The organism is Microbacterium sp. C7(2022), assembly GCF_028823665.1.
In the GTDB taxonomy this organism is placed as follows: domain Bacteria; phylum Actinomycetota; class Actinomycetes; order Actinomycetales; family Microbacteriaceae; genus Microbacterium.
The window spans coordinates 386,410-397,816 of the sequence record NZ_JAPEHV010000005.1 but is presented as its reverse complement, the minus strand read 5'-3'; the positions used below and the strand labels follow the sequence as shown (position 1 = coordinate 397,816).

Sequence of the window (11,407 nt, the reverse complement as noted above, 5' to 3'; positions counted from 1 at the left end):
CCGGTTTCGACGATCGCTCAGCCACCACTGTGGTCGAGTTCCGCTTCAGCCAAAGCACACGAGGCCGCTTCACCGAGCTCGCGTGACGCGAGCCACCCGTCCGGGAGAGCCGGCCGCTTCGGCGTCCCCGCGCGGCCACGCTGACCTTCTGCAGCTGCGCCAGGGTAGGGCGCGTCCAGATCGAGCTCGGCGAGCAATTCATCGATCTCTGCGAGGGAGGATGCGGTCGCCAGACGCGCGCGCACGTCGCCCCCTACGGGGTAACCCTTGAAGTACCACGCCACGTGCTTGCGGATGTCGCGGCATCCACGCTCTTCACTCTCGAAGAACTCGACGAGCAGCTCGGCGTGGCGACGGAACGCGCGGGCGACAAAGCCGAGCGTGGCATCGACCGGCTCACCGACGGCCGCATCGGGTTCACCGAGCTCGCGCGCGAGATCACCGAAGAGCCACGGGCGCCCGAGGCAGCCTCGCCCCACCACGACACCGTCGCACCCGGTCTCGGTCATCATGCGGCGCGCGTCTGCCGCCGACCAGATGTCCCCGTTGCCGAGTACGGGAACATCGGTGACGACTTCGCGCAGCGCGGCAATCGCCGACCAGTCCGCAGTTCCCGAATAGAACTCCGCGGCCGTTCGCGCGTGCAGGGCAACGGCCGCCACCCCTGCGTCCTGCGCGATGCGACCGGCATCGAGGAAGGTCAAGTGGTCCGAATCGATGCCCTTACGCATCTTGATCGTGAGCGGCACGTCGCCGGCGGCGCGTGCAGCGCGTGTGACGATGTCGCGGAACAGTTCCAGCTTCCACGGAAGCGCCGCTCCCCCACCCTTGCGCGTGACCTTGGGCACGGGGCATCCGAAGTTCAAATCGATATGGTCCGCGCGATCTTCATCGACGAGAATCCGAACGGCATTCTCAACGGTCGTGGGATCCACACCGTAGAGCTGAATCGAACGAGGTGTCTCGGACTCATGGTGCGTGATCAAACGCATCGTCGTGGCGTTGCGCTCGACGAGGGCACGAGAGGTGATCATCTCGCTCACGTATAAACCGGCACCGTACTCGCGACACAGACGTCGAAACGCCGTGTTCGTGATGCCCGCCATCGGCGCCAGCACCACCGGCGCATCCAATGCCAGGGGCCCGATGCGCAACGTGCGCGCGGGGGCGGTCGAAACAGTCACGTCTTCCATTCTCCCAGAATCCGCCGCGTCGGCGCACTCCTGCGGGGCTTAGCCTGTGGATATGACCGACAAAACCATGACCGATGTCCGACAGATCGAGTTCACTTCCGCGCAGGGCGACACGATGACACTCGCCGACCTCGGCGACAAAGCGGTGTTGGTGGTGAACGTCGCATCGAAGTGCGGACTCACCCCGCAGTACGAGGCCCTCGAACAGCTGCAGCGGACCTACGGTGAACGTGGGTTCACGGTACTCGGCTTCCCCTGCAACCAGTTCATGGGCCAGGAGCCCGGCTCGATGGAAGAGATCTTGGACTACTGTGCGGTCACGTGGGGGGTCAGCTTCCCCATTGCCGAGAAGGTGAAGGTCAACGGTGGAAAATCCGCCGAGCTCTACAAGGCACTCCGCGAAACGCGCGACGACGAGGGCAAGAAGGGCCGCGTCGCCTGGAACTTCGAGAAGTTCCTCGTGGCCCCCGACGGGTCGGTGCGGCGCTTCCGCCCGCGGGTCGTCCCCGACGACCCTCGCATCATCGAGGCGATCAAAGCCGCACTCCCCGCCTGACCTACGTCGCCGCAGGACTCACGCCGTGGCGGGCTCGCGGTGCTCCTGCCATACCTGACGCACGATCTGCGTGAACGCTTCGGCGGGTTGCGCGCCTGAGACGCCATACTTTCCATCCACAACAAAGAACGGCACGCCGTTGATGCCGTATGTGCGCGCTTGCTCTTGGTCGGCGCGCACAGCGGCGAGGTGACGCTCGTCGGTGAGCGCTTCGCGCGCGGCATCCGCATCCAATCCCACTTCGCCGGCGAGGGCGGCAAGCTCATCGATGCGTCCCACGTGGCGGCCCTCAGTGAAGTACGCCGTCATCAGCCGTTCGGTCATCTCGGCCTGCATGCCCTGCTCTTTCGCGAAGTGCAACAGTTCGTGCGCCTTCACCGTGTTGGTGTGCTTCAGCAGATCGAAGCGGTACTCCAGTCCGGCTTGCGCAGCGACCCCCGTGACACGCTCGAGCATCTGCGACACCTGCTCGCGAGGCATGCCTTTGTGACCGGCGAGGAAGTCCACCTCATCGCCATCGAAGTCCACCGGAGTGTCAGGCGAGAGTTCGAACGAGTGGAACGTCACACGCACCTCGGGTGCATCTTCGTCGGCGGATGCCGCCGCAAGGCCCGCTTCAAGGTTCCGCTTTCCGATGAAGCACCAGGGGCAAGCAATGTCCGACCAGACGTCGATGGTGATGGGTTCAGTCATGCTCACCCCAACGCTGTCACGCTGCCGATGTATTCCGATTCAGGAAGACGAATCGGGAGAATCCACGGCGCCACCGAAACGCCGGTCGCGCGACAAGTAGCGCCCGATCGCGTCCCACAGGTCGACGCGCGTGAAATCCGGCCACAGCGTGTCGAGGAAGACGTACTCGGCATATGCCGACTCCCACAGCAGGAAGTTGGACGTGCGCTGCTCGCCACTGGAGCGCACGAACAGGTCAACGTCAGGCATGTTCGGCTGGTAGAGCCGGCGCGCGATCAGCTTCTCACTCACCGCCGAGGCTCGAAGACGACCAGCCGCGACGTCGTCGGCGATCGACCGCATCGCGTCAACCAGTTCGACACGACCCCCGTAGTTCACACACATGGTGAGAGTGAGCACGTCGTTTTCTGCGGTGAGCTGTTCGGCGAACTGCAGCTCCTTGATCACACTCCCCCACAGGCGTGGCTTGCGGCCTGCCCACCGCACGCGCACTCCCCACTCGTTGAGCTGATCGCGTCGGCGATGCAGGACCGCGCGATTGAACCCCATGAGGAACCGCACCTCATCAGGCGAGCGCGACCAGTTCTCGGTCGAGAACGCGTACACCGAGAGGTGCTTCACGCCCGCCTGAATCGCACCAGCCACCACGTCGAGCAGCGCGGCTTCGCCCGCGCGATGCCCTTCCACACGCGTCAGCCCGCGTCGGTTTGCCCACCGACCATTGCCATCCATGACGACAGCCACATGGTTCGGGACCCCGCCGGCCGGGAAAGCCGGCGGATACTGCCCCGTCCAATCCACCGGCCGGTACGGCACGGCATCGCGGTGAGTGAACGGCTTCGGGGTCATCGGGCGATCTCCTCGGTACGAGACGACACGTGCGACAACGAGCGGATCCCGCGCTCGAGGTGCCACTGGGCGTATGCGGCGATGAGACCGGATGCCGCGGCAGACGTGCCGGCGGGTGCGGCATCCACCTCATCCCATTCGCCCGACATCAAGGCTTCGAGCAGACTCACTGTGGCGGGCGCGATGCGGGCGGAACCGGCGGGGGCGCAATCGCGGCAGACCATGCCGCCGACCTGCGCAACGAAGGTGTCATGCGGGCCGGGAAGTCCACAGCGGGCGCACTGCGACAGGCCCGGAGCCCAGCCCGACAGCGCCATCGCACGGAGGAGGTACGAGTCGAGGATGCTGCGCGGAACGTGCTCGCCCTTGGCCAGTGCGCGCAATCCACCGACGAGCAACAGGTACTGCTGCGGCGTTGCTTCGGCTTCGTTGAGGCGGTCGGCAGCTTCGACCATCGCGTGCGCTGCGGTGTATCGGTCATAGTGGACGGCGATGTCTGCCCCGTACGACCCGAGCGACTCAGCCTGCTGAATGATGTCGAGGCTCCGGCCCTGATAGAGCAGCACGTCGGCGACCATGAACGGCTCGACACGCGCGCCCAGACGTGAAGATGTGCGCCGCACTCCCTTCGCCACCGCACGCACCTTGCCGTGGCGTCGGCTGAGCATCGTCACAATACGGTCAGCTTCACCCAGCTTGTGGGTACGCAGCACGACGACCTCATCACGGTAGGTGGGCACCCCTCGATTATCCTCGCCGGCGACGACATCGCGTCCGCGACAAGCGGATCACCACACGGTGTAAAGGAGATCAGGCGCGGGCTGCCGCTTCGATATCCGTCTTCCGGCGGCCGCACAGTCTGGCGCCGTTCACAACGGACGCGGCCGCCCCCAAAGCGCCCGTCCCGTTCATCGCGCCGACACCCTTCAGATCTCCCGCGTTGTCCGCGAATCGTCATGTCTTGACGTGTGGGCGTGTGGGACAGATCACAATGGAGTAGTGGACGAACCTATTTTCGTGATCCCCCTGTGGGCTGACCTGATCGCTGTCGGGCTCGGGGGGATCCAGGGAGCGCTGTTCGCGTCGGGGTTCCGGGGCGAACGCCGGCTCGACCTCCTCGGGGTCGCGATCATCGGTGTCCTGATGGGGATGGGTGGTGGCCTCATCCGCGATCTTCTGCTCAACGTCACGCCGGTGACGTTGCAGAGCAACTGGTACCTCCTCACGGCGACGGCCGCGGCGCTGACCGGCATGCTGTTGGCTGGTGTGTTGGCGAAGGTCAACGGCGTCATTGTGGGTCTGGACGCGCTCGTCATCGGGCTGTTCGGCACGTTCGGCACGAGTAAGGCGCTGTTCCTCGGCCTGCCCCTGGTTCCTGCGGTGTTCGTGGGCGTGTGCGCGGCCGTCGGCGGCGGAATCCTTCGCGATGTGATCATGGGGTTGCCCGTGGCCATCATGCACGTGGGCTCGCTCTACGCCGTCGCTGCGGGGGTTGGATGCCTCGTACTGGGCGTGACTTCTCAGTGGGGCCTGAATCCGGTGGTCGCAGCCCTCATCGGCATCGCCCTCACGTTCGTCATTCGACTCCTCGCCGTCATCTTCGACATTTCTCTGCCCGAACAGCGGGCTCTGTACCGGCGCAAGGTGGCAGTGGAAACGTCGACGATCCCGATCATCAAGCGATGACCGGGAACGTTCGAAGGAGTGCGCTCAGACGCCCGCGAGCGTGCGCCCCTCGCGATCGCGCGTGCGAATCGCACGGTTGACGCACGAGACGATCGCCTTGAGCGACGCGGTCGAGATGTCGCCGTCGATTCCCACGCCCCACAGGCGCTCGCCGTCAACCTGCAGCTCGACGTAGGCCGCGGCCTGCGCGTCGCCGCCCGAGCTCAGGGCATGCTCGACATAGTCGTAGAGCGTCACGTCGAAGCCATGCTGCTGCAGGATCGACAAGAACGCCGCCACCGGTCCGTTGCCGTGACCGGTCGCCTCTCGGCGCTCGTCGCCGTCGCGCAGCGTGATGTCCAAGGCGATGTCGCCAGAGAGGTCTGACTGCGTCCGCGTCGAGAGCAGCTCGAACCGCCCCCACCGCGCGTCTGCGTCATCGGACGGCAGGTACTCATCACGGAAGATCGACCAGATCTGGTCGCTCGTGACCTCGCCGCCCTCGGCGTCCGTCTTGCCCTGCACCACCCCTGAAAACTCGATCTGCAGCTTTCGCGGGAGGTCGAGCGCATGATCCGACTTCAACAGGTAGGCCACGCCGCCCTTACCCGACTGCGAGTTCACACGGATCACCGCTTCGTATGAGCGGCCGAGATCCTTCGGATCGATCGGCAGGTAAGGAACGGCCCACTCGATGTCATCGACAGAGACTCCGGATGCCGCGGCCGTGGCATCCATCGCTTCGAAGCCCTTCTTGATCGCGTCCTGGTGCGATCCACTGAACGCCGTGAACACCAGGTCTCCCGCCCACGGGCTGCGCTCGTGCACCGGCAGCTGGTTGCAGTACTCCGCGGTGCGCTTGACCTGGTCGATGTCGCTGAAATCGATCTGGGGGTCGATGCCTTGCGTCAGGAGGTTGATTCCGAGCGCGACGAGGTCGACGTTTCCGGTGCGCTCGCCGTTGCCGAACAGGCAGCCTTCGATGCGGTCCGCGCCCGCCATGTAGCCGAGTTCAGCAGCCGCGATGGCCGTTCCGCGGTCATTGTGCGGGTGCAGCGAGAGAATGACGTTCTCGCGGTGGGCGAGGTTGCGGCTCATCCACTCGATCGAGTCGGCGTAGACGTTGGGGGTGGCCATCTCGACGGTCGCCGGCAAGTTGATGATGACCTTGCGGTCCGGCGTGGGTTCGAACACCTCGAGCACCTGATTGCACACGTCGACGGCGAACTCGAGTTCGGTACCGGTGTAGCTCTCAGGTGAGTACTCGTAGAAGACCTTGGTCTCGGGAATGCGCGCTTCGAACTGACGGCACAGACGCGCGCCCTCGAGCGCGATGTCGATGATGCCCTGCTTGTCGGTGCGGAACACGACGTCACGTTGCAGGATGCTCGTGGAGTTGTACAGGTGGACGATGGCCTGCTTGGCGCCGGCGATCGACTCGTACGTGCGCGCAATGAGGTGCTCGCGTGCCTGCGTCAGCACCTGGATCGTCACGTCATCGGGGATCAGGTTCTCTTCGATCAGCTGACGGACGAAGTCGAAGTCGGTCTGGCTCGCGGACGGGAACCCGACCTCGATCTCCTTGTAGCCCATCTTCACGAGCAGCTCGAACATGATGCGCTTGCGCTCGGGGCTCATTGGGTCGATGAGCGCCTGATTGCCGTCGCGAAGATCGACCGCGCACCAGCGGGGCGCGGTGTCGATCCGACGGTCGGGCCACGTACGGTCTGGCAGAGAAACGGCGATCTGCTCGTGGTACGGGCGGTACTTATGAGTGGGCATCCCTGAGGGCTGCTGAGTGTTCTCCATGGTGTTGCTTCTTCCTCGGCGTCAAAACAGTGGGGGCCGACGACAAGCTCCGCGACGAGGATGGCCCTGAGATCTAGGCCTCGTCGCGGCGGCTAAGGAGAAGCAGAAAGCCTGCACGCACATGGACAGGCTACACCGGTTCTGCGGCGCGCGCCTCTCCCCAACGATGATGCGCGATGTGTGAGACGGATGCCGCGGCCGCGACACTCTGTTCACATGACACCGCATCTCTCCCCCGCTGTCCGTGCCGTCCGCGTCCTTGCGTTTTCCGCGGGCGCCGTTTGCGTGATGCTGCTCAGCGGGTGTGCCAGCGCGTCCCCCGATTCGCCTGCCTCGCCGGCATTCGGCGACGTGCGTCCGGCGCCCCCGGCGGCGGAGGTCATCACCCAAGGCACCGTTCTGGACACGGGTGGAGCAGCCGAACTCTGTCTCGGCGCGATCGCCGAGTCCTACCCGCCGCAATGCAGCGGCATCCCCCTGAGCAATTGGACGTGGGAGGGCATCGACGGATACGAATCCGCAGGCGACGTGACGTGGGGCGCATACGCGGTTCAGGGCACCTATGACGGGTCGCAGTTCACCGTCAGCACCCCGCCGATCATGCTCGCGCTCTACGACCCGATGATGCTCGACGATCCCACCGGCGGCCGCACCGGCGAAGGCGATGAGGCCACACTGTCACGAGCGTTCGACGAGGTTGCCACCGTGATGGGCGAGGACTTCCTGAGCGCGTACACCGAGAACGGCTGGCTCTGGGTCGACGTGGTGTGGGATGACGGCACGTGGCAAGACGCCGTCGATGCTGAGTACGGCGAGGGCGTGGTCATCGTCCGATCGGCGATGCGGACGACCGAGGCGTGAGCGGTCAGAACCCCAAGCGACCGAGTTGCTTGGGGTCGCGCTGCCACTCCTTGGCGACGCGAACGTGAAGCGAGAGATACACCCTGCTCCCCAGGAGCGGCTCGATCTGGGTGCGCGCCCGAGCGCCCACATCCCGCAATCGTGAGCCCTTCTTGCCGATGATGATCGCCTTCTGACTATCGCGTTCGATCACCAGATCGGCGTAGATATCGATGAGATCCGAATCCTCGCGCGGCGCGATGTCCTGCACGACAACGGCAATAGAGTGCGGCAATTCATCGCGCACACCGTCGAGCGCCGCCTCGCGGATGATCTCGGCGATTCGGTCTTCACGGCTCTCGTCGGTAACGATGTCTTCCGGGTACAGCGCAGGACCGGTGGGCATCAGCGACAGCAACTCGTCCGACAGCACGTCCAACTGATCACGCGTGAATGCCGACAACGGAATCACGGCGGCCCAGTCCTCACGCAACTGGTCGACTTCGATGAGCCGTTCCGTAATCTGCTCGCGGGTGGCGGCGTCCGTCTTGGTGACGATCGCCACCTTCTTCGCGCGCCCGTAGCCATCCAGCGTCTCGGCGATGCGGCGGTCGCCCGGACCGACCTTTTCTGTCGCCGGGACGCAGAAGCCGATGACATCGACGTCGCCGAGCACGTTCTCAACCAGATCGTTCAGCCGCTGCCCGAGGAGCGTCCGAGGCTTGTGCAGCCCGGGCGTGTCAACGATCACGAGTTGCCCGCCCGGGCGATTCACAATGCCGCGGATGGCGCGGCGTGTGGTCTGAGGCTTGTCGCTGGTGATGGCGACCTTCTCGCCGACCAGCGCGTTCGTCAGCGTGGACTTGCCGACGTTGGGCCGGCCAATAAACGTGGCGAACCCGGATCGTGTGTCCTCACTCATGACTTCTCGCCCTTCTTCGACGACACCTCGTCGCCTGTTCGCGCGTTTACGGTGCGGATCTCACCCGTGCGCGGAGACCGCGCGTACGCGTCGTCCTCGACCGGAGTACCTCGTTCGACGAAGACCGTCGAGATTCCACGGCCCCGGCCGCGCGAGGCACCGCCGGTCATGATGAGGCCGCCATAGTCTGCTGTCGCACCGGGCTGAGGCACGCGACCGAGCACCTTCCCGAGCAGCCCGCCGATGGAGTCGACGTCCTCGTCCTCCAGCTCGATTCCGAACAGATCACCGACCTCGTCGAGCCCGAGTCGCGAGCTCACCCGATACTGGCCTTCAGACAGCTCGGTCACCTCATCGGCGCGCGCGTCGTACTCGTCGGAAATCTCTCCCACGAGCTCCTCGATGAGGTCTTCCAGCGTGACGAGACCCGACACGCCGCCGTACTCATCGATCACCATGCACACATGAACGGCATCCCGCTTCATCTGCTGCAGCAGGGTCTCGGCTTTCATCGATTCGGGCACGAACACGGCCGGGCGCGAAATGCGACTGACCGGAGCATCCCGCCACTCCAGATCATTGCGGAACGCGAACTGCACGAGGTCCTTGAGGTAGAGCACTCCCACCACATCATCGGCGTCGTCGTCGACGATCGGTGCACGCGAGATGCCCGTGTCGAGGAAGATCGTCATGGCGGTGAGGGTGGATGCCTGCGAGTCAATGGACACCATGTCGGTGCGCGGCACCATCACGGCGCGCACAAACGTGTCGGTGAAGTCGAACACCGAGTGGATGAGCTCGCGATCGTCCTGCTCGATGAGCTCGTTTTCGGCGGCGTCGTCGATGATGCTCAGCAACTGCTCTTCCGAGGCGAACGTCGTCCCGCGCGCAGCCCCCGGAGTGACCCGCGTACCGAGCGCCACCAGGCCGTGGGCAAGCGGGCCGAGAATGATGCGCACGCCACGGATGATGGGCGCCGAACCGCGCAGCAGACCCTTCGCGTGCTGGCGACCGACGTTGCGTGGGCTCGCACCCACGACAACGTACGAGATTCCGGTCATGAGCACGGCTGCCGCAACGACGGTCCAGGCGACGTTGTCGAGCATCAAGGTCAGCGCAACGGTGACGAAGACGGCCGCAGTGGTCTCTGCCAGCACGCGGATGAACACCACGGAGTTCGCGTGGGTCTCAGGGTCATCGGCGACTTTCTGGAGGGATGCCGCATTGCGACCGCCCTCGGCGAGTTCGGCGAGGTCAGCGCGGGACGTGACTCCCAGCGCCGCGTCGATCGCCACCATCAGAAAGCCGAACGCCAGCAGGAGAACGGCAACGAGAAGGAGAAGGCCGCTGGTCATGCGCGTCTGCGGCGCTCCGCCGCCTGGAAGCTCACGATCAGTTCACGCTGCAAGCCGAACATCTCGCGCTCTTCTTCGGGCTCCGCGTGATCGAAGCCCAGCAGGTGCAGGAGGCCGTGGGTCGTCAGCATGATCAGTTCGTCCATGGTCGAGTGCCCCGCTGCGACCGCCTGTGTCTCGGCGACCTGCGGGCATAGGACGATGTCCCCCAGCAGCCCGGGCCCCGTGGGCTGGTCTTCGGTGCCGGGACGCAGTTCGTCCATGGGGAAGCTCAACACGTCGGTGGGGCCGGGCTCATCCATCCATTGGACGTGCAGGGCCTCCATGGCGCCCTCGTCGACAAGAAGGATGGCCACGTCTGCATCGGGGCTGACGTTCAGCTGCGCGAGATTGTGGTTCATCAGCCGGAGGAACACCGCCTCGTCGACCGCGATGCCGGATTCGTTGCCGATTTCGATGGTCATGAGCGTCCTCGCTTCGGTAGGTGGTCGCGTGGACCGGGTGCCCGGCCGCCTCGCCGTTCGACGCGGCTGGCGAACTCTGATGCTTCATCACGCTCGCGTCGGGAAGCAAGCTTCGCCTCGTCGTACTCGGTGTATGCGTCGACGATGCGCCCCACGAGTGAATGGCGAACCACGTCATCACTGGTCAGCCGGGAGAAGTGAATGTCGTCGATGTCCTTCAGCACGCGCGTGACGAGGCGAAGCCCGGACGACCCTTGGGGCAGATCGACCTGCGTGATGTCACCGGTGACGACCATGCGCGTGCCGAACCCCAGACGCGTGAGGAACATCTTCATTTGTTCCGGCGTGGTGTTCTGCGCTTCATCGAGAACGACGAACGAGTCGTTCAGCGTACGACCACGCATGTAGGCCAATGGAGCGACCTCGATCGTTCCCGAGGCCATGAGCTTCGGGACGAGCTCGGGATCCATCATCTCGTTGAGCGCGTCGTAGAGCGGGCGCAGGTACGGATCGATCTTGTCCGTCAGACTGCCCGGCAGGAAGCCGAGACGTTCTCCTGCCTCGACCGCGGGACGTGTGAGGATGATCCGGCTGACTTCCTTGCGTTGCAGTGCCTGCACAGCCTTGGCCATAGCCAAGTACGTCTTGCCCGTACCGGCGGGGCCGATGCCGAACACGATCGTGTTCTCTTCGATTGCGTCGACGTAGTCTTTCTGTCCCACGGTCTTGGGCCTGATCACACGCCCCCGCGACGAAAGAATCGCCTCGCCCATGACCTCGGACGGACGCGGGCCGCCTTCGTTCTGCAGCATCCGCTGCGAGCTGAGGACGTCTGCCGGGGCCAAAGAGTGACCGGACTTCGTCATCTCCAGAAGCTCATCGACAAGCCCGCGTGCAGCGGCGACGGCGCTGGCATCCCCAGACAGCGTGATCTCGTTGCCGCGCACGTGCACGTCGACGTCGGGGTGCTCGCGCTCGACCACTCGCAAGAGCCGATCCTGCGGACCGAGCAACTGCACCATCGCAACACCATCCGCGTAGATGCGTTCGACTGCGGGTTC

The 11,407-nt window shown here is 64.9% G+C and carries 12 protein-coding genes; 3 read left to right on the top strand and 9 right to left on the bottom strand.

Going from position 1 to position 11,407, the window contains the following annotated elements:
* Positions 1 to 17: 17 nt before the first annotated feature.
* Positions 18 to 1,193, bottom strand: coding sequence for a tRNA dihydrouridine synthase DusB (gene dusB / locus ON062_RS10240; RefSeq protein WP_274647029.1), 1,176 nt, complete (start codon positions 1,191 to 1,193; stop codon positions 18 to 20).
* 52 nt (positions 1,194 to 1,245) lie between these two features.
* Here dusB and ON062_RS10235 point away from each other — a divergent pair, with 52 nt between their 5' ends.
* Positions 1,246 to 1,749, top strand: coding sequence for a glutathione peroxidase (locus tag ON062_RS10235; protein WP_274647028.1), 504 nt, complete (start codon positions 1,246 to 1,248; stop codon positions 1,747 to 1,749).
* A gap of 18 nt (positions 1,750 to 1,767) precedes the next feature.
* Here the strand turns inward: ON062_RS10235 and ON062_RS10230 are convergent, their stop codons facing one another.
* Genes ON062_RS10230 through recO form a run of 3 tightly spaced genes read right to left on the bottom strand, consistent with a single transcriptional unit; the run spans position 1,768 to position 4,031 of the window.
* The gene (locus ON062_RS10230; RefSeq protein WP_274647027.1) at positions 1,768 to 2,442 is read right to left on the bottom strand and encodes a DsbA family protein; all 675 of its coding nucleotides are present in this window, start codon (positions 2,440 to 2,442) and stop codon (positions 1,768 to 1,770) included.
* A gap of 39 nt (positions 2,443 to 2,481) precedes the next feature.
* The gene (locus ON062_RS10225) at positions 2,482 to 3,291 is read right to left on the bottom strand and encodes an isoprenyl transferase (protein ID WP_274647026.1); all 810 of its coding nucleotides are present in this window, start codon (positions 3,289 to 3,291) and stop codon (positions 2,482 to 2,484) included.
* Positions 3,288 to 4,031 carry a DNA repair protein RecO gene (gene recO, locus ON062_RS10220; protein WP_274647025.1) on the bottom strand — a complete coding sequence of 248 codons (744 nt, stop codon included), beginning with the start codon at positions 4,029 to 4,031 and terminating at the stop codon, positions 3,288 to 3,290. The genes ON062_RS10225 and recO overlap by 4 nt, the downstream gene beginning before the upstream one ends.
* Positions 4,032 to 4,290: 259 nt before the next feature.
* On the opposite strand from recO, the gene ON062_RS10215 reads away from it, so the two are divergent.
* Entirely contained in the window at positions 4,291 to 4,977 is a 687-nt protein-coding gene (locus tag ON062_RS10215) for a trimeric intracellular cation channel family protein (RefSeq protein WP_274647024.1), read from the top strand.
* 24 nt (positions 4,978 to 5,001) lie between these two features.
* On the opposite strand, the gene leuA is transcribed toward ON062_RS10215, so the two are convergent.
* On the bottom strand, positions 5,002 to 6,765 hold the full coding sequence (gene leuA, locus ON062_RS10210; protein ID WP_274647023.1) for a 2-isopropylmalate synthase: 1,764 nt from the start codon (positions 6,763 to 6,765) through the stop codon (positions 5,002 to 5,004).
* Positions 6,766 to 6,981: 216 nt separating this feature from the next.
* Between leuA and ON062_RS10205 the strand changes: the two genes are divergently transcribed.
* On the top strand, positions 6,982 to 7,626 hold the full coding sequence (locus ON062_RS10205) for a hypothetical protein (RefSeq protein ID WP_274647022.1): 645 nt from the start codon (positions 6,982 to 6,984) through the stop codon (positions 7,624 to 7,626).
* 4 nt (positions 7,627 to 7,630) lie between these two features.
* Here ON062_RS10205 and era read toward each other — a convergent pair whose 3' ends face one another.
* Genes era through ON062_RS10185 form a run of 4 tightly spaced genes read right to left on the bottom strand, consistent with a single transcriptional unit; the run spans position 7,631 to position 11,368 of the window.
* On the bottom strand, positions 7,631 to 8,527 hold the full coding sequence (era, locus tag ON062_RS10200; protein ID WP_274647021.1) for a GTPase Era: 897 nt from the start codon (positions 8,525 to 8,527) through the stop codon (positions 7,631 to 7,633).
* The gene (locus ON062_RS10195) at positions 8,524 to 9,882 is read right to left on the bottom strand and encodes a hemolysin family protein (protein ID WP_274647020.1); all 1,359 of its coding nucleotides are present in this window, start codon (positions 9,880 to 9,882) and stop codon (positions 8,524 to 8,526) included. Before ON062_RS10195 ends, era begins: the two co-directional genes overlap by 4 nt.
* Positions 9,879 to 10,346 carry an rRNA maturation RNase YbeY gene (gene ybeY, locus ON062_RS10190; RefSeq protein ID WP_274647019.1) on the bottom strand — a complete coding sequence of 156 codons (468 nt, stop codon included), beginning with the start codon at positions 10,344 to 10,346 and terminating at the stop codon, positions 9,879 to 9,881. The genes ON062_RS10195 and ybeY overlap by 4 nt, the downstream gene beginning before the upstream one ends.
* The gene (locus ON062_RS10185; protein WP_274647061.1) at positions 10,343 to 11,368 is read right to left on the bottom strand and encodes a PhoH family protein; all 1,026 of its coding nucleotides are present in this window, start codon (positions 11,366 to 11,368) and stop codon (positions 10,343 to 10,345) included. Before ON062_RS10185 ends, ybeY begins: the two co-directional genes overlap by 4 nt.
* Between the last annotated feature and the right edge of the window lie 39 nt (positions 11,369 to 11,407).